General features: G+C 67.1%; 18 protein-coding genes and 1 pseudogene. 4 read left to right on the top strand and 15 right to left on the bottom strand.

Going from position 1 to position 16292, the window contains the following annotated elements:
* Window positions 1-8: 8 nt before the first annotated feature.
* From ACW17Z_RS13575 to ACW17Z_RS13545, 7 genes are all read right to left on the bottom strand, one after another.
* Window positions 9-1151, bottom strand: coding sequence for a Re/Si-specific NAD(P)(+) transhydrogenase subunit alpha (locus ACW17Z_RS13575; RefSeq protein WP_492056382.1), 1143 nt, complete (start codon window positions 1149-1151; stop codon window positions 9-11).
* A 118-nt stretch (window positions 1152-1269) separates the two neighbouring features.
* On the bottom strand, window positions 1270-1500 hold the full coding sequence (locus tag ACW17Z_RS13570; RefSeq protein ID WP_492056381.1) for an aa3-type cytochrome c oxidase subunit IV: 231 nt from the start codon (window positions 1498-1500) through the stop codon (window positions 1270-1272).
* Between the two features lie 54 nt (window positions 1501-1554).
* Window positions 1555-2511 (bottom strand): glycosyltransferase family 9 protein, encoded by a 957-nt coding sequence (locus ACW17Z_RS13565; RefSeq protein WP_492056380.1) that lies wholly within the window; start codon window positions 2509-2511, stop codon window positions 1555-1557.
* A gap of 26 nt (window positions 2512-2537) precedes the next feature.
* On the bottom strand, window positions 2538-3476 hold the full coding sequence (locus tag ACW17Z_RS13560) for an alpha/beta fold hydrolase (protein ID WP_492056379.1): 939 nt from the start codon (window positions 3474-3476) through the stop codon (window positions 2538-2540).
* A 2-nt stretch (window positions 3477-3478) separates the two neighbouring features.
* On the bottom strand, window positions 3479-3952 hold the full coding sequence (locus tag ACW17Z_RS13555) for a PaaI family thioesterase (RefSeq protein ID WP_419318890.1): 474 nt from the start codon (window positions 3950-3952) through the stop codon (window positions 3479-3481).
* Between the two features lie 78 nt (window positions 3953-4030).
* Window positions 4031-5401: an ABC1 kinase family protein gene (locus ACW17Z_RS13550; protein WP_492056378.1), complete on the bottom strand. Its 1371-nt coding sequence runs from the start codon at window positions 5399-5401 to the stop codon at window positions 4031-4033.
* Between the two features lie 132 nt (window positions 5402-5533).
* Window positions 5534-7324, bottom strand: coding sequence for a M3 family oligoendopeptidase (locus tag ACW17Z_RS13545; RefSeq protein WP_492058534.1), 1791 nt, complete (start codon window positions 7322-7324; stop codon window positions 5534-5536).
* Between the two features lie 822 nt (window positions 7325-8146).
* Here ACW17Z_RS13545 and ACW17Z_RS13540 point away from each other — a divergent pair.
* Window positions 8147-8249: pseudogene (locus ACW17Z_RS13540) on the top strand (hypothetical protein); the annotation flags it as partial.
* Window positions 8250-8532: 283 nt separating this feature from the next.
* Here ACW17Z_RS13540 and ACW17Z_RS13535 read toward each other — a convergent pair.
* Window positions 8533-8901 (bottom strand): MmcQ/YjbR family DNA-binding protein, encoded by a 369-nt coding sequence (locus ACW17Z_RS13535; RefSeq protein WP_492056377.1) that lies wholly within the window; start codon window positions 8899-8901, stop codon window positions 8533-8535.
* A gap of 156 nt (window positions 8902-9057) precedes the next feature.
* Between ACW17Z_RS13535 and ACW17Z_RS13530 the strand changes: the two genes are divergently transcribed.
* Window positions 9058-10530: a sigma-54-dependent transcriptional regulator gene (locus ACW17Z_RS13530; RefSeq protein ID WP_492056376.1), complete on the top strand. Its 1473-nt coding sequence runs from the start codon at window positions 9058-9060 to the stop codon at window positions 10528-10530.
* Window positions 10530-10625, top strand: a complete 96-nt coding sequence (locus ACW17Z_RS13525; RefSeq protein ID WP_419318900.1) for a hypothetical protein — start codon at window positions 10530-10532, stop codon at window positions 10623-10625. Before ACW17Z_RS13530 ends, ACW17Z_RS13525 begins: the two co-directional genes overlap by 1 nt.
* 2 nt (window positions 10626-10627) lie before the next feature.
* Here the strand turns inward: ACW17Z_RS13525 and ACW17Z_RS13520 are convergent, their stop codons facing one another.
* The 5 genes from ACW17Z_RS13520 to ykgO form a co-directional block, all read right to left on the bottom strand.
* Window positions 10628-11038: a hypothetical protein gene (locus tag ACW17Z_RS13520; protein WP_419318901.1), complete on the bottom strand. Its 411-nt coding sequence runs from the start codon at window positions 11036-11038 to the stop codon at window positions 10628-10630.
* Between the two features lie 620 nt (window positions 11039-11658).
* Window positions 11659-12000: a hypothetical protein gene (locus tag ACW17Z_RS13515; RefSeq protein WP_492056375.1), complete on the bottom strand. Its 342-nt coding sequence runs from the start codon at window positions 11998-12000 to the stop codon at window positions 11659-11661.
* A 55-nt stretch (window positions 12001-12055) separates the two neighbouring features.
* Window positions 12056-12322, bottom strand: coding sequence for a nucleoid-associated protein GapR (gene gapR, locus ACW17Z_RS13510; RefSeq protein WP_035047451.1), 267 nt, complete (start codon window positions 12320-12322; stop codon window positions 12056-12058).
* A gap of 62 nt (window positions 12323-12384) precedes the next feature.
* Window positions 12385-13002: an HAD-IA family hydrolase gene (locus tag ACW17Z_RS13505; RefSeq protein WP_492056374.1), complete on the bottom strand. Its 618-nt coding sequence runs from the start codon at window positions 13000-13002 to the stop codon at window positions 12385-12387.
* A complete protein-coding gene (gene ykgO / locus ACW17Z_RS13500) occupies window positions 13002-13127 on the bottom strand; it encodes a type B 50S ribosomal protein L36 (RefSeq protein ID WP_007663273.1) in 126 nt (41 codons plus the stop codon). Before ykgO ends, ACW17Z_RS13505 begins: the two co-directional genes overlap by 1 nt.
* Window positions 13128-13318: 191 nt before the next feature.
* Between ykgO and ACW17Z_RS13495 the strand changes: the two genes are divergently transcribed.
* On the top strand, window positions 13319-14611 hold the full coding sequence (locus ACW17Z_RS13495) for a lytic murein transglycosylase (protein ID WP_492056373.1): 1293 nt from the start codon (window positions 13319-13321) through the stop codon (window positions 14609-14611).
* A 170-nt stretch (window positions 14612-14781) separates the two neighbouring features.
* Here the strand turns inward: ACW17Z_RS13495 and ACW17Z_RS13490 are convergent, their stop codons facing one another.
* Window positions 14782-15066 (bottom strand): hypothetical protein, encoded by a 285-nt coding sequence (locus ACW17Z_RS13490; protein ID WP_492056372.1) that lies wholly within the window; start codon window positions 15064-15066, stop codon window positions 14782-14784.
* Between the two features lie 277 nt (window positions 15067-15343).
* A complete protein-coding gene (locus ACW17Z_RS13485) occupies window positions 15344-16192 on the bottom strand; it encodes an aldose 1-epimerase (protein ID WP_492056371.1) in 849 nt (282 codons plus the stop codon).
* Window positions 16193-16292 lie beyond the last annotated feature (100 nt).

Below are 16292 nucleotides of genomic sequence, written 5' to 3'. Positions count from 1 at the left end.
CTATGCGCTTAGGCGGTCTTCAGAGATGAATGAACGATTTCGCCGCCCTGGGTGACCAGGGCCGCCTTCAGGATCTCGTCCTCGAAGTCGGGGGCGAAGGCGCCCTCCTTGTTCAGGAACAGACCCGACAGGGCGAAGAGATTGCGCGAATAGAGCGCCGAGGCGTCGGTGGCGATCCGGCCCGGCAGGTTGGCCTGACCGAGGATCTTGGCGCCGTTGGCGGTGACCACGGTCTCGTTCAGCTTGGCGCCGACGACATTGCCGCCCTGTTCAATGGCCAGATCGACCAGGATCGAGCCGGCGCGCATCGAAGCGACCTGTTCAGCGCTGACCAGCTTGGGCGCGGGCCGCCCAGGGATGAGCGCCGTGGTGATGACGATGTCCTGCTTGGCGATGTGCGCGGAGACCAGTTCGGCCTGCTTGGCCTGGTATTCCTTCGACATTTCCTTGGCGTAGCCGCCGGCGGTCTGGGCGTTCTTGAACTCTTCGTCCTCGACGGCGAGGAACTTGGCGCCCAGCGATTCGACCTGCTCCTTGGTGGCGGGGCGAACGTCAGTGGCGGTGACCACCGCGCCCAGGCGGCGGGCCGTGGCGATGGCCTGCAGGCCGGCGACGCCGACCCCCATGATGAACACCTTGGCCGCAGCGATCGTGCCGGCGGCGGTCATCATCATCGGCAGGGCCTTGCCATAGGCCTCGGCCCCCTCGATCACGGCGCGATAGCCGGCGAGATTGGCTTGCGAGGACAGCATGTCCATCACCTGGGCCCGCGTGATGCGCGGGATGAACTCCATGGCGATGGCGCTGACGCCGGCCTTGGCCAGGGCGGCGAGCGTGTCCTTGTCCTGATGCGGATTGAGCGCGGCGGCGACAATGGCGCCGCTCTTCAGGGCGGCGATCTCCGCCGCTTCGGGCGCGCGCACCTTGAACAGTACGTCCGCGCCGGTGATCGCGGCTTTCGCCGTCTTGGCCAGCTTTGCGCCGGCCGCCTCATAGTCGGCGTCGGGGTAGGAAGCGGCTGCGCCCGCGCCGGCTTCGATCACCACCGAGAAGCCGGCGGCGATCAATTTCTTCACCGTTTCAGGCGTGGCGGCGACCCGCGTTTCACCCCCGCGGGTTTCTTTCGTCACGGCGACGACGGCCATCGGCATACCCCTCCCAGAGCGCTGCTATCCCAGTCAGCTTGCGCTGCTGTTTAGGGGATAGTCTTGCCTCTTGTCGAGGCGTTACGCGCGCGTCAGGGAGAAACTATGCCGATGTCCACCGGTGTCAGTGTGAGGAAGCGGGCTTTTCGCGAAGAAACACAATGCCCACGACAGCCAGCACGAATCCGGAGATCGCGCCGGCGAGGAAGCCGGCCGGCGTGCAGAACCACATGGTAATCGTCAGCAGCAGAACCGCGATCGCCAGCGAGCCCCACTTGGTCATGCCGCCAAAGGCGGCATAGGTCGCAGCTTGTTCCTGGATGTCCATTTCACCGCGGTGGTAGTCGCCGGCCATGTCGTCGTCCTCGTTGGGGAAGAAAAGATAGACCCGCCGCTTACAACGGCAGGCCTAAAGGCTCAAGCGGGCTATGCCCGCGACACTTTCGACGGTTACAGCCGCCATGCCGCCTCGCGGGCCGACAATTGGCCGAAGAAAGCGCGAATAGTCCAGCGGCGGGCTATCGCCAAACAGGCCGATCGACGTGACGCCCACCGAAGCGGCCAGATTGAGCGGCCCAGAATCATTGCCGATGAAAAGATCGGCCCGCGACAACAGGGCCGCGCCGGCGTCCAGCTTCAGGTCGCAGACATTGACGTTGATGCAACTGGCGTCGGCGCGTCTGAGTTCGGCGTCGACTGCGGCGCTGTCACCCGGTCCGCCCAGCCAGAAATGGGCGCCGCCGAGGTCCGACAGGGCGGCGCTCAGACCGGTAAAGCGATCCAGCGGCCAGCAACGACGCGGTTCGCTGGCGCCGACACCGTAGACGATCCACGGTTTGGGCAAGTGGCCGAAGCGCTGCTCGACCCCCTTCAGCGCAGCGGGCACGGGGATCAGGGTCGGTTCGCGGCTGGCGACCTTCAGGCCGTGAGCCGCCTCGAACGCCGCAAGCTTCTCGATCCGGTGGGCCGAGCGCATGGCGCGCGGCAAGAAGGGGCCGTGGGTCAGCCAGCGTTCCTGGCTGTGGCCCAGGCCAAAGCCGCGCCGCTCACGTACCCCAGCCAGGGCGGCGCCGATGGCGGGACGGTCGATCTTTTCCAGGATCCACACCGCCCGCGGCCGTCGCAGGCGGCAGAGGCGGTAGAAGTCCACGATTTCGGCGAGGTGACGAAGGCCACCGGTGCGGTAGTCCAGATAGTCGACGACCTCGACACAGGGCTCGCCGGCCAACAGTTCGCGCGCCCGGCTGGACGGACGCGCGGCCAGCAGAACCCTGCCCTCCAGCGCCCGGGCGGCGATGGCCCGCAAGGTCGGCAGGTGCCACATCAGGTCGCCCACGCCCCGGTCGGGCATGTAGACCATCACCATCCCGGCCGGCGCCCCCCCAGGCGGCGTCATCGCCAGGCGGCGAGCAGGCCGCGCAGCCCGGCCACGAAGGCCAGGGGCTGGTCGATCATCACATGGTGGTCTGCGTCGGGAATCGGCACGAGCAGGACGTCCTTGGGCATCTGATCGATCATATAGCCCAGGGTTTCGTCATGCATAAGGTTGGACCGTTCGCCCCACATCAGCGCAGCGGGACAGGCGATGCGGGTCAGCAGGTCGCCAAGGTCAGGCATGGAGAACCGCTGCCAGATGGCCGGGTCGAATTTCCACGTCCAGCCGCCATCGGCTTCCTTCAGCGAGCGGCGGGCGATGTAGTCGGCGATAAACAGGTTCTCGCAGGCCTGCGGCGGGGCCAGGCGGAAGCGGGCCAGGGCCTCGGTCAGGGTCTCATAGACCTTGTTGCCGAACCCCGCGCGCGGCGGCGGCCCCTTCCAGCGCTTGTCCGGCGGCTGGATGCTGGAATCGACCATGATGATGCCGCGCAGACGGTCGGCGTGCTCGACTCCGCAATAGAGGGTGGGAAAGCCGCCGAACGAGTGGCCGACCAGGATCGGCTTGACCCCGCCGGCCTCCAGCCCCGCCGCCTCGACCGCAGCGAACACCTCGGCCGCGAAACTCTGGGCCGAATAGGCCTCGCGCCAGCCCGAACCGCCCATACCGGCCCAGGAGATCGCCGCCACCCGCCAGTCTTTCGCGAACCAGGGCGCGATGAAGCTCCACCAGTCGGCGTGGGCGCCGTTGCCATGCAGGAACAGCAGGCCCGGCTTGCCGACCTCGCCCCAGGTCAGAAGCTCGATGTCGACGCCATCGACAGGGATTACTGACCGCTCGGGTTCAATGGCCAGCGCCGCCTCGAACCAGGCCGGCGCGGGCGGCGTCTGGCCGTTGAACGCCACCAGGGGCGCGGGCAGGGGCGGCGGGGTGTGCAACAGTTGGTCGTCGGCCATGCTCAGCCCTCTTCCTTGAAGGCCAGTTCGCCAGGACGGGGTTTGCGCGCACTGAGGCCCTTGAAGACGCCTGTCCCGGTAATCAGGGTGCGGTCGCCCGACCAGATCCGGCCGCGCACGGTGAAGACCATGTCTTCCTCGCCGATCAGTTCGCCCTGCCCCTCGACCCAGTCGCCCAGCTTGGCGCCCGACAGGAAATCGCACATCAGCCGCACCGTGACCCAGCTGTAGGACTTCTGCAGCGAGATGATCCGCCCCCAGGCCATGTCGGCGAAGCTCATCAGCATGCCACCGTGGCAATTGCCCAGGCCGTTGGTGTGGTGCTCCTCGACGCGGAAGGCCAGGCGCGCGTCGCCCGGCCCGCCCCGCTGTTCAAACAAGGGCCCGATCTGACGGCCAAAGCCGCGCGACCAGTTGAGTTGGCTGTAGCCATCGGGGATGGCGGCGGTCTGGGCGTCGGTAAGATCGTCGGACATGGAACAAATCCTAACGATCGTTTGAACAAAGCGGAACCCTTCCTCGACGGCGTGTCAGGGGGCCGGCCAGGACGAGGGTCAGGCCACCCCCGCCGCCGCCAGCACCGCCGCCTGGCGCTGGGCCAGGCCTTCCTCGGAAAAGCCCTCCAGCGAGGCCTCGAACAGGGCTTTCCAGTTGTGGCGGGCCCCCAGATGCAGGAAGGCCGCACCGAGGCCGATGGCGGCGCGGTCCATGAACACGAATTCGCGCGGGATGGTGATCGGCCCTTTTTCCTTCAGGGCCTGCCGCACCCGGAAGGCCTCGCGACGACCATATTCGCCGGGGGGCACGTCATCGGCGACGGTGCGCACCCGGTCATCGAGCAGGGGCCCGTAGATGAACCGGGCCCAGACATTGAGCGTATCGACCAGGTCGTCATTGAGATTGGCAAAACCCCAGCTGCGATAGGCCTCGTACTGCTCGGCGCGGTCATCGTTGGACAGGGCGCGGTACAGCCGCACCACCCCGGCCACGAAGCGCGGCGGGAATATCCGGATACAGCCGAAATCCAGCAGATTCAGATGGGCTGCGCCGTCACCGCCCTCGGGCCCGCCAAAGGTGTAGTTGCCCAGGTGCGGATCGCCATGGATGATCCCCAGCTGGGTCATCGGGCTCCACCAGGCCTCGAACAGCAGGGCAGCGATGCGGTCGCGGGTCTCCTGCGGCGCATCCTTGAAGGCCAGCAGGCCCTGCCCGTCCATCCAGGTCATGCTGAGCAGGCGCCCCGTCGACAACGACGGCACGGGCTGCGGCACCCGTATGTCGTCGCGCCCGGCGAAGAAGCCGCCATAGAGGGCCATCAGCTTGGCCTCACGCCCATAGTCCAGCTCCTCACGCAGGCGATCGCCGATCTCGACGATCATCTGGGTGGGGTCGATCGAGCCGTCCATTCGCTTGAAGAGGGCAAACAGGGTCTTCAGCTGGCCCAGATCGCTTTCGACGGCGCTCTGCATGTCGGGATATTGCAGCTTCACGGCGATGGCCCGGCCGTCCGGCGCGACGGCGCGGTGCACCTGGCCCAGCGAGGCGGCGGCGCAGGCCTCGTGCTCGAAGCTCTGGAATTTCGACTGCCAGTCGGGTCCCAGCTCGGCGGCCATCCGCCGACGCACGAACGGCCAGCCCATGGCCGGGGCGTTGGTCTGCAGCTCGGCCAGTTCCGCCGCGAACTCGGGCGGCAGCAGGTCGGGCACCGTGGCGAACATCTGGGCCGCCTTCATCAGCGGCCCCTTCAGGCCACCGAGGGCCGCCCGCAAAGCCTTGGCGTTGCGGGCGTCAGCGCTGTCGCCGCCGAACAGGCTGTTGGCGCCGTAGCTGACGGCCGCGCCGGACAGCCCCGCCCCGACCTTGGCGAAACGGCTCAGGCGGCCCGATAGGCGGTCGCGTTCGGGGTCTTTGATGTCGTCAGCCACGATGCGGACCCTCACAAAACTTGTCATCCCGGGCGTAGCGCAGCGAAGACCCGGGACCACGGCATGCGCCCGCGCTTCCGGCGGTCCCGGCTCGGCGCGCTTCGCGCTTGGCCGGGATGACAGCTTTGATGGTCACACCAGCGCCTCGAACTCGTCGACCAGCCGTTCCAGCTGCGCGCACCCCGCCGTCCAGAACGCCTTGTCGCGCGGGTTCAGGCCAAAGGGCTTGAGCGCCTCGACATAGGTCTTGGTCCCACCCGCCGCGAGCAATTCCTCATACAGCGGCGCGAAACCTTGCGGATCCTCGCGGCGCTTCTCCATCAGGCCGCGCACCAGCAGATCGCCGAAGGCGTAGGCATAGACATAGAACGGCGCGTGGCAGAAGTGGCTGACATAGGCCCAGTAGTGCTCATAGCCGGGGTTGAGCCGCACGGCCGGGCCCAGGCTCTCGCCCATCACCTCCAGCCACAGGCCGCCGATCTGGTCGGGCGACAGCTCACCCTCCTGGCGGGCCTCATGGAAGCGGCGCTCGAAGCGGTGGAAGGCGATCTGGCGGACCACGGTGTTGAGGCCGTCCTCGATCCGGCCGGCCAGCAGCTTGCGGCGATCCTCGGGCGTCGCCTCAGCCAGCAGGCGGTCGAACACCAGCCCCTCGCCGAAGATCGAGGCGGTCTCGGCCAGGGTCAGGGGCGTGTCGGCCAGCAGGGTGCCCAGCGGCGCGCACAGGGTCTGGTGCACGGCGTGGCCCAGCTCGTGGGCCAGGGTCAGCACGTCGCGCCGCTCGCCCATGAAGTTCATGAACACATAGGGGTGCCGGTCGGCCGTCACCGGATGGGAATAGGCCCCCGACTGCTTGCCGGGGCGGGGCCGCGCGTCGATCCAGGGCTGGGTGAAGAAGGTGCGGGCCGCGTCGGCGAACTTCGGCGCCAGGGTCTGGAAGCTGTCCAGCACCACGGTCTTGGCCTCTTCCCAGCCATAGGCGCGCGGCGTGGCGGCATCCAGCGGCGCGTTGCGGTCCCAGTAGTCGAGGGCCTCGACGCCCATGATCTTCGCCTTCAGCGCATAATAGCGATGCGACAGGCGCGGATAGGCCTCGACCACCGCCGCCTCCAGGGCGTTGACGGCGTCGGCGTCGACCTCGTTGGAGAGGTGTCGCGACTGGGCCGGCTCGGCATAGTGGCGCCAGCGATCCTCGACCTGCTTTTCGAAGGCCAGGGTGTTGAGCGCCAGGGCCTGAGTGGAAACGATGGCTTCCAGCGACGTGGCCAGCCCCCCGGCGGCGGCCTTGCGGCGCGCGACGTCGGAGTCCGACAGTCGGTTGAGCACCTCGGGCAGGGTCAGGCTTTCGTCGCCGACCCTGGCCTTCAGCTTGGCGAGGGTCTCGTCATACAGGCGCACCCAGTTGGCGACGGCCGGGCTCTTGTCGACGATGAAGCGTTCCAGGTCCGGCGACAGCTCGTGCGGCCGCGACAGGCGCACCCGGCGCAGCCACGGCCTCCAGCGGACGCCCAGCGGATAGGCTTTAAGAGCCGCCTCGATCTCTCTGTCTTCCAGCCTGTTGAGCTCCAGTGAGAAGAACAGGCTTTCGGCGGCGATCTGCGACGAGCGGGCCCGCAGGTCTCCCTCGAACTTGGCCCAGGCCGGATCGTCCTTGGCGATGGAGCCCGACAGGCTGGCATAGGCGCCGACGCTCCACAGGCCGTTGGTCGCCTGCTCGTACAACCGGATGCCGCGATCGATCAGCAGACCCAGCCGCTCGGGCTCGCCCCGCGCCTGCAGGAACAGACCCTCCAGCGAGGCCAGCTCGTCATTGGCGGCCTTGGCGGCGGCCAGGTCCAGCTCGATGCGGGGATCATCGCGACCGACATAGAGGTCGGCGAGGTTCCATTCGGGAAGGGCGTCGGTCTTGAAGGGGGCGTTCATGATCACAGGGATATGGCCCCTGCGGGGTGGGGCGCAACGGCGCATGGCCTCTTGGGCCGACATTCGTGCCCCCCGCGCACTTGCCCCCTCCTGACCTGCTTCGCAGGTCGTCCTCCCCCGTAGGGGGAAGATGAGGTCGGCGCGGTTCATCTTCCCCCTCCGGGGGAAGACGGTCGCGAAGCGACCCGTAGGGGGCAAGTCTGGCGGACACGGCTTCTCAGCCTCACGCGGCATCAGCCACTGAGCTAGTCGGGGAGGCGCGAAGCGGCCGGGACGAACCCGGAGACCGTGATGAGTTTTTGCGTTTCGGCTCGACCTGTCCGCTTCGCAGAAGCTGTTCTTGCGTGAGGATTGGGCCAAGCGAGCGTCTTTCAGCTCTGATACCCAAGAGCCCCCGTACGGGCGCGCACCAAGGTCAATCGGCTAACCGTCTCGACCCCCGACGATGCGCGATAGGCGGGTTTACGATCCCTCGCCCTCTTCGACCCGCGCTCACCCGGCCGACGAGCCACTCAGCGTTTGGTCCGTCCTTCTGAGACAGCCCGCACACCTCGACCCGCCTTCCAGGGCGTCGCGGCCCCGCTCAGCTCCATCCCCATCGCCGCCTTGGGCCGGTACCACGCGCCCTCCCCCTGCGACGGGGACAAGCTCAAGAATACGGGCGGTTTGAGCTCCGAGGATTGGCGCGATCGATTATTTTATAAGTGGCTGATTTCGTTGGGGTCGGCATTGGTAAGAGCGGGGATACAGCGCGCCCAATCCCCATACCCCAACCCTCTCCCAGAGGGAGAGGAGGGACCCGCGCCGCAGGCGTGGGAGGTGAGGGGTTACGGCGTCAGACGGCGTGCCGGCACTCCGGCTATCAGCGTAACCCCTCAACCTCCCACCGCTACGCGGCGGGCCCCTCCTTCTCCCTATGGGAGAAGGGTTCGATCAGGCGTCCCGCCCGCCTTCGCACCGAAGGGAGCCATCCTTAAATCTCACGGCGAGACGATCGCCGGTCTGACCAGGTTGCTCAAGGACGGCCCCTGCGGGGCCGCCGCCTCGCGGCGACGCGAGAGCGTCGTCCTTGACCAACCTGGTCAGACCGGCACGCTGCAGCCTCCAAGAGATTTAAGGATGAGCAGGACGCGGGGCGTCCGCTTCCTTCACTGACGCCAAAGACTGCTTCCCACCCATAGCCGCCCCTCCGCCCGTCCGCTTCCCCCTCAAACCTCCCACCGCCGCGCCACCGCCTTCGGCGCCACGATCCGCCACGCCTCTCGCAGCAGCCCCGCCAACTCATCGGCGTCGATCTCCGCCAACCGCACCAGCACCGCCGGGTATCCCCGATAATGATCGTCGGTGAAGAACCGATCCGGCGCGGCCGCGATCAGCATCTCCCGGGTCTCCATCCGGCAGCGTACGGCGATCACGCCCGGAACCAGCACCCGCTTTGCCTTGGGCGCGGGCCGGGCGACATAGCCCCAGGCAAGGCCCTTGCCGCCAACGGAATAGGCGATCTGGGCGCCGTTCGCCCCCGCCTCCACCTCCGGCAGGGCCATCGCCAGGGCGCTCAACTGATCCTCGGTGACCATCCTCAAACCCCTTGCTGGCAAGGCCCTGTTAAGCCTGAACCTTAAGGTTGCCGACACCTCTCCGAAAGCCGGTGTTTACCCGGGTGCTGTACCACTCTGAACCAACAAGAGCCCTGCTCCATGTCGAGCACGGCCGGTTATGGTGGGTGTCTTCCTATGTCCAAGACGGTTCTCGTCGTCGATGACGATCCGACTCAGCGTCGCCTGATCCAGGCGGTGCTGGAACGTGACGGGTTCGCGGTCTCGCATGCCGAGAGCGGCGACGCGGCGATGGCGCACCTGACGTCCGGCGCGCCCACCGACGTGGTGCTGCTGGATCTGGTCATGCCCGGCCTGAACGGCCACGACACCCTCAAAGAGATGCGGTCGCGCGGCTTTGTGCAGCCCGTGATCGTGCTGACCGCCAGCGGCGGCGTCGACACCGTGGTCAAGGCCATGCAGGCCGGCGCCACCGACTTCTTCATCAAGCCGGCCTCCCCCGAGCGGATCACCGTGTCGATCCGCAACGCCCTGTCGATGGGCGACCTGAAGGGCGAGGTCGAGCGACTGACCAAGCGCACGGCCGGCAAGACCACCTTCGCCGACCTGATCGGCACCTCGCCCGCCATGACCCTGGTCAAGCGGATGGGCGAGCGCGCCGCCAAGAGCGCCATCCCGATCCTGATCACCGGCGAAAGCGGCGTCGGCAAGGAGCTGATCGCCCGCGCGGTGCACGGCTCGTCCGACCGCGCCGGCAAGCCGTTCGTGGCCGTCAACTGCGGCGCCATTCCGGAAAACCTCGTGGAGTCGATCCTGTTCGGCCACGAGAAGGGCTCCTTCACCGGCGCCACCGACAAGCATCTGGGCAAGTTCAAGGAGGCCGACGGCGGCACCCTGTTCCTCGACGAGGTGGGCGAGCTGCCGCTGGACATGCAGGTCAAGCTGCTGCGCGCCCTGCAGGAGGGCGAGATCGACCCGATCGGCTCCAAGCGCTCGCAGAAAGTCGATGTGCGCATCGTCTCGGCGACCAATCGCGACGTGGCCCACGCCGTGTCGCAGGGCCGGTTCCGTGAGGACCTCTATTACCGCCTCAACGTCTTCCCGATCGAGGCCCCGTCCCTGCGCGAACGGCGCGATGACGTGCCGGCCCTGGTCGAGGCCTTTATCCGCCGCTTCAACGTGGAAGAGGGCAAGCGGGTCATCGGCGCCTCGCCCGAGACCCTGGCCCTGCTGACCGCCTTCGACTGGCCGGGCAATGTGCGCCAGCTGGAAAACACGGTCTATCGCGCCATCGTCCTGGCCGACGCGCCCTATCTGCAGCCCTATGATTTCCCGGCGATTTCGGGCCTGCAGGCGCCGATCGAGGCGATGCCGTCGGCCAGCGTCACCGGGCCCGACCTGCCGTCCGTGCTGCAGGCGACGCATGCCGCCATGGCCAGCGCCCCGGGCGACGCGCCCGTGCGCATCCTCGACGATCGCGGTCATCTGCGGACTCTGGAAGAAATCGAACGCGACCTTATCCAGCACGCGATCGATGTTTATGCCGGCCATATGAGCGAGGTGGCGCGCCGCCTCGGGATCGGCCGCTCCACCCTCTATCGCAAGGTGCGTGAGCAGGGCATCGATGTCGACATGAAGGAAACTGGCTGATGACCCTCGTTTTGCGCCCGGTCTCGCGCGAGCAGCGCCTGAAGACGCTGATCAAGCCTTGGAAGGCGCCCCGCCAGGCGCCCCGCCAGGTCTGAAGTCAAGCCACCCGGGCGACTTCACTATCGTCGGAATGGTCGGGTTCGACCGTTTCGGCGTTCCGGGTCCAGCCCGCCGCGCCACGCGTCACCGCGCCGTCGGCCTCTAGCTGCTGCAGTTCAAGTGTAATGGCCGTCGCCGGCACCGAACGGTTCCAGCGGCGTTCCAGCTGGAGCGCGATGTCGGTCGCCGCCAGACCCACACCGCCCTGCTGCAGGGCCATCAGGATCATGTCGCCGATCGAGCGGCTTCGCCGTCCGCGGCGACTGGGAGCCGGGCTGGAGAAGGCCGAAGCTTCGGCCGCTATGCGGTCCTCGCTGAGACCGGCTCTTTCGATCGCCCCCAGGGCCAGGCTGATCGCGCGCAGTTCGCCCTCGAAAGGCGCCAGCGCGCGTTTCTGGGCCTCAGCCATGCGGACCTCTAGGTCCGCCTTTCTTCGCAATAGATAGTCATACGTCGTCGCCATGGCGCTTGTCCGTTACCGTTAGCGTTGATCCGGCGCCGATGCAGATAGAGGTCCGCGCGCGCTGGAAAGGGCGAACGTCGCCCCCACCGGACGAAGCGTTCCTTACTGTCAGGATCACGAAGACCCTGCGCCATAATGTCTCACCCCGCTGGTTACCGCGACCTTAATGAAGTTCGCTGAACCTTGTTTTCCGGTAAGCTTTTGGGACTTTATTTCAGTAAAATCAGCCGAAAAACCTTTATGCTGAACGCCGCGTGCCATACCTGAGAATCTAAGTCGTTACAGGCCTGTCTCGCCTTGCGACTTTCAGCCCGAAGACTCCAGCGCGCCGACGGCTGCCGCGTATTGCCAGAATGCCGCTGGGGAAGGCTGCCCGGCTGAAGCGCCCGGACCTCGCCATCGACAGCAGCGCGATCCCAGGGGCCGTCACGCCGCACAACTTCAGAGTGCATAGACATCCCATCGGCGATCGTCGCCGGATCAGGACCTGCAAACGCCGAGCGCCGGGGACATCGACAGCGATCAAGGCGCGCCCGGCTCGAACACCACCGCGACGCCAGCGGCCGCTACCCGTCGTCCTCGGGCTCGACCTCGGCCGGTGCGGGCGCCTCGCGACGGCCAAAGCCCCGGCCGCGTTTCATGGGCTTCTTCTCGCCCTTGGCCTTGGCGACGATTTCCTTGAGCTTGATCGTTTGGTTGCCCGACAGGGCCTGGTCGCGACCACCTTTTTCAGGATCGCCGAAGGCCCGGCCATAGGTCTCGACGCGCTGGGCGACAGAGGTCAGGAACTCGCCCTCCCAGTCGGAAAGCGCGATCCCGCTCTTCTCGGCTGCCCGCCGGGCGCGCTTCAGCGCGTTGAGCGCCGAACGTTTGGCTTGAGCTCGAGGGTCGGGGGGCTTGGCGCGCATCGCCGGGGACTATCCCCGAAGCCGCGCCAAACCGCACCCCGCAAAAGTATCGGCTTTAGATCGCGCCGACGGCCGACAGATAGAGGTCGAGGATGGCGTCCTCTTCCTGACGCTTGGCGCGATCCTGCTTGAGGATGCGAACCACCTTGCGCAGGATCTTGACGTCGAAGCCGTTACCCTTGGCCTCGTTATAGACTTCCTTGATCTGCTCGGAGATCTCGGCCTTTTCGACCTCGAGACGCTCGATGCGCTCGATGATGCTCTTCAGCTGGCCTTGGGCGGTGGAGTTCAGAACGTCGGCGTGGGCGGCGTCGTCGGCCATGACGGAAAGCTCTCAGTCGGAGTGGAAATTGGGTCGCGGACCATAGTCGCGAGCCCTCCCCCTCACAACAGGCCGTGCGCCTGAATCATCGGCCGCAGGGCCGCCGGATCTGTGAACAAGTGTGTATGGAATCCCATCGCGTCGGCGGCGGCGATATTGGCGGCGTTGTCGTCGACGAACAGCAGGTCGCCCGGCGACAGCCCCGTGCGCTCCAGCACGATCTCGTAGATCCGCCGCTCGGGCTTGATGACGCCTTCCTCGGCCGAGACGACCACGTCCCGGAAGTGTCCGAACACCGGGCTCATCGCCTGGACGCCGGGCCAGGCTTGGCTGGACATGTTGGTGAGGCCAAACTGCGGGACGCTCCGCGTGGCCAGGTCGTCCATCACGGCTTCGGTCTCGGAAATCGCGCCCGAGAACATTTCCGGCCAGCGGCCCCACCAGGCGGCGATCTGCTCGGCATAGTGGGGATGCAGCGGCGTCAGCCGGGCGATGTTGTCGGCGAACGACAGGCCCCGGTCGGTCTCGCCGTGCCAGTCCATGGTGCAGACACGCAAAAGGAACCCGTCGAGTTCGGCGGGTTCCTTGAAAATCTTTGCGAAGAGCGTGCGCGGATTCCAGCGCACGATGACATTGCCGACATCCCAGAGCAGCGCCCCGGGAGAGCCGACAGCGGTCATCAGCCCTGCTTGGCTTTGAAGCGCGGGTCGGTCTTGTTGATGATGTAGACCACGCCCTTACGACGGACCAACTTGCAGTCGCGGTGGCGCGACTTCAGCGACTTCAGCGAGCTACGAACCTTCATGACCGTCTCTATACTCAGCGGACAAGTTCGGCGCGCCATTGGGCGACCGGACCATCCGGGATGTTTCGGAGGAAGGGCGTATAGGCAAGGCGGGACACAGAGTCAACGGCTCCAAGGCCCCGGAGCGGAACTTCACCGCTCTGTCGGCCTTGTGATTGAAGAGTTCACCCGGATGCCGGTAGCCTGCGCCCATGGATCGTCGCTTCTTTCTCGTTCTCCTGCTGGCCGGCTGCGCGGATACGTCCCCGCAGGGGCCGCTGACCTCGCTCGTCTCGGCGATGCCCACGGCCGCGCCGACACCGACTGGCAGCGCGCCCTCACCCATGATCGCCACGCCCGTCCCGGCCGGTGAGCTGAGCTTCGACTCGTGGTTGGCCGACTTCATGGTCCGCGCCGAAGGCGCCGGCCTGACCCGGCAGCTGCTGGAGCGTGAACTGGGCGGGGTGACGCCTGACCCTAGGGTCATCAGCCTGGATGGCCGCCAGCCGGAATTCTCCAAGCCGGTCGGCGACTATATCAAGGGCGTGATCAGCGATGACCGCGTCGCTGTGGGCCGCCGCAAGCGAAACGAGCTGGCCTTTCTGCCGGCAGTCGAGAGCCGCTATGGCGTGCCGCGCGACATCCTGCTGGCCGTCTGGGCCATGGAATCGGCGTTCGGCCAGATCCAGGGCAATTTCGACGTCGTGCGCTCGATGGTCAGCCTGGCCGCCGACGGTCGCCGCCGCGGCTGGGCCGAGGGCGAACTGATCGCGGCCCTGCAGATCATCGATTCGGGCGAGGTCACCCGCGCCCAGCTGAAGGGCTCCTGGGCCGGGGCCATGGGCCAGACCCAGTTCCTGCCCAGCAACTATCGCACCACCGCCGTCGATGCCGACGGCGACGGCAAGCGCGACATTTGGGGTTCGGACGTCGATTCCCTGGCGTCGGCCGCCAATCTGCTGGCCAAGGGCGGCTGGAAGCCCGGCGTCGGCTGGGCCAAGGAAGTGATCCTGCCGGCCGGCTTTGATTACGGCCTGTCGGAAGGGCCGCGCGAGATCCCGTCATGGTGGGAAGCCAGGGGCGTCCGCCGCGCCGACGGCCTGCCCTGGACCGCCGCTGACGCCGCCTCGCCCGCCGGCCTGATCCTGCCGGCCGGCGCAAATGGTCCTGCCTTCCTGGCCCTGCCCAACCATTTCGCGATCCGGAAATACAACAACTCCACCTCCTACGCCCTGGGCATCGGCCTGCTGGCCGACCGCTTCGCCGGCGGCGGGCCGCTGGTCGCCGCCTGGCCCGTCGAGGCGCCGCTCTCGCTGTCGGACCGCATGGCCGCCCAGATCGCCCTGGCCCGCCTGGGCTTCGACCCCGGCGCCCCGGACGGCGTGATCGGCGCCGGCAGCCGCAAGGCTCTGCGAGACTGGCAGCGCAGCCGCCAGCTGCCCGCCGACGGCTATCTGTCGATGGATATGGTCCAGCGGCTCAAGGCCCAGGCGGGGCTGAGCTAGGGCGCGGATACTCAGTCAGCCGCCCCTTCTTCCACGTCATTCCCGCCCTTGTGGCGGGAACCCCTGTTTCAGCTGCCACGTGAGACGCCAGAGAAGTGCGCGCGCACTTCGCCCTTCCCGATCTCGCCTTCGCCTAAGGGGTCGGGCCGACTGGCGCACATCGCGACGCACTACGCCTTCGGCGAGCGCGCGACGATGCGGCCTATTCTGGCCGGTTGCTGCCGGGCCCGCTCCAGGATGGCGTCGAGGCAGGGCTCCGGACGATCTGGAACGCAGGTCACGCTGAACGCCGCCAGCGTCCTGTTCTTTTCGCTGATCCGTCGGCCCGCCAGACGCGAGGGGATCGTGATCCGAACGAGATACCGAAATTGTCCTTTGATCGACGGGGCGCCATCAGCGATGTGCACGTTCATGGGCTCGCTGAAGTCCCGAAGAAAGCCGGCCTCGGCCCTCATGCGGGCATCCACGACATCGAAAACCGCCTGTGTATTTGGGTCGGTCCCACTCCAGCTTGCGTAGAAGTGGGTGGGTCCGGCAGGCGAAGTCGTTGCGCAGCCGGAAGTGGCGAGCGCCGTGCAGGCGCCGACGATCAGTAGGCTGGGGGCGTTTCGGGGCATTCGCACAAAACCTCGCCGCACACACGTGAAACGATAGTTTCGCCCGATAATCGCCTCACGGTCAAACCGGGCATTGTTAGGCGATATGGATACCGGTTCGCCGCCGAAATACGCCCTAACCCGTCGCGATCTCCATCCAGACCGTATGGCTCTGCCCCGGCGCCAGCGTCACCATCCCGGTCTCCCCCTCGCCGAACGGATTGGGCCGACTGGCGCAGGGTTCGACGCAGTAGAAGTCATGGCCCGGCGGCGCATAGACGTGCAGCCAGCGGCACTGCGGCGACGCGGTGATCGTGGTGGTCGGCAGGCCGGGCGCGCTGAGTTCGGCGCGCAGGTTCCAGCCGGTGTAGCAGTGGTCGATCAGGGTCGCGTGGCCTTCGACGCCCGCGCCACGGGCCCAGTCAGGCCCCCAGACGCCCTGGTGACGCACCGTCGGCAGCACGTCCTGATCGATCATCCAGACGCCATCGACGGAGGCCTTCAGCCCCTCGCCCGCACGCAGGGGAAAATAGGGGTGGAAGCCCAGTCCGGCGGGCATGGCGGCCTCGCCCGTATTGGTCACCGACAGCTCCAGACGCAGACGGTTTTCGCCCAGGACGAAGCGCTGCTCGGCGCGATAGGCCCAGGGCCAGTCGGAGGGCGCATGGTCGTAGGACAGCAGCGCCTGGGCGCCCTTGGCGGCGTCGACGGCCCAGGGGTGGCGCCAGCCCTGGCCATGCAGAGGATGGGGATGATCGCCGAGGTTCGGCTTCAGAACGCGCTCTTGGCCCTGGAAGGTGAACCGACCGTGCGGAATGCGGTTGCAGAACGGGACCAGCGGGAAGCTGGAGACGTCCAGCGGATCGCTCGCGCCACGCGCCATCGGCCGCAGGATATCGCGGCCCGCGACGGTGAAACCCGCGACGGCGCCGCCGACATCAGGGAACAGCTCAAGGCGCGCCGCGCCGTTTTCAAGAACGATCATGGCCGCATCGGTAGGGCGTTTTCCGGATCGCGCGCAAGCCCGAAGGGTAGCGCTCCCATGCGGGTCGACTTGCGCGATCGGGCCGGGCGATGCTCAAACT

The sequence above is a fragment of the Caulobacter sp. GSs2 genome, assembly GCF_058680895.1.
The sequence above is the reverse complement of the archived record's forward strand: the minus strand, read 5'-3'. Positions and strand labels throughout refer to the sequence as shown.

Excerpts from the sequence above, each read along its gene's own strand:
- ACW17Z_RS13575 (WP_492056382.1), bottom strand. The coding sequence starts at position 1,151 with ATGCCGATGGCCGTCGTCGCCGTGACGAAAGAAACCCGCGGGGGTGAA.
- ACW17Z_RS13570 (WP_492056381.1), bottom strand. The coding sequence starts at position 1,500 with ATGGCCGGCGACTACCACCGCGGTGAAATGGACATCCAGGAACAAGCT.
- ACW17Z_RS13565 (WP_492056380.1), bottom strand. The coding sequence starts at position 2,511 with ATGGTGATGGTCTACATGCCCGACCGGGGCGTGGGCGACCTGATGTGG.
- ACW17Z_RS13560 (WP_492056379.1), bottom strand. The coding sequence starts at position 3,476 with ATGGCCGACGACCAACTGTTGCACACCCCGCCGCCCCTGCCCGCGCCC.
- ACW17Z_RS13555 (WP_419318890.1), bottom strand. The coding sequence starts at position 3,952 with ATGTCCGACGATCTTACCGACGCCCAGACCGCCGCCATCCCCGATGGC.
- ACW17Z_RS13545 (WP_492058534.1), bottom strand. The coding sequence starts at position 7,324 with ATGAACGCCCCCTTCAAGACCGACGCCCTTCCCGAATGGAACCTCGCC.
- ACW17Z_RS13535 (WP_492056377.1), bottom strand. The coding sequence starts at position 8,901 with ATGGTCACCGAGGATCAGTTGAGCGCCCTGGCGATGGCCCTGCCGGAG.
- ACW17Z_RS13530 (WP_492056376.1), top strand. The coding sequence starts at position 9,058 with ATGTCCAAGACGGTTCTCGTCGTCGATGACGATCCGACTCAGCGTCGC.
- ACW17Z_RS13525 (WP_419318900.1), top strand. The coding sequence starts at position 10,530 with ATGACCCTCGTTTTGCGCCCGGTCTCGCGCGAGCAGCGCCTGAAGACG.
- ACW17Z_RS13520 (WP_419318901.1), bottom strand. The coding sequence starts at position 11,038 with ATGGCTGAGGCCCAGAAACGCGCGCTGGCGCCTTTCGAGGGCGAACTG.
- ACW17Z_RS13515 (WP_492056375.1), bottom strand. The coding sequence starts at position 12,000 with ATGCGCGCCAAGCCCCCCGACCCTCGAGCTCAAGCCAAACGTTCGGCG.
- gapR (WP_035047451.1), bottom strand. The coding sequence starts at position 12,322 with ATGGCCGACGACGCCGCCCACGCCGACGTTCTGAACTCCACCGCCCAA.
- ACW17Z_RS13505 (WP_492056374.1), bottom strand. The coding sequence starts at position 13,002 with ATGACCGCTGTCGGCTCTCCCGGGGCGCTGCTCTGGGATGTCGGCAAT.
- ykgO (WP_007663273.1), bottom strand. The coding sequence starts at position 13,127 with ATGAAGGTTCGTAGCTCGCTGAAGTCGCTGAAGTCGCGCCACCGCGAC.
- ACW17Z_RS13495 (WP_492056373.1), top strand. The coding sequence starts at position 13,319 with ATGGATCGTCGCTTCTTTCTCGTTCTCCTGCTGGCCGGCTGCGCGGAT.
- ACW17Z_RS13490 (WP_492056372.1), bottom strand. The coding sequence starts at position 15,066 with ATGAGGGCCGAGGCCGGCTTTCTTCGGGACTTCAGCGAGCCCATGAAC.
- ACW17Z_RS13485 (WP_492056371.1), bottom strand. The coding sequence starts at position 16,192 with ATGATCGTTCTTGAAAACGGCGCGGCGCGCCTTGAGCTGTTCCCTGAT.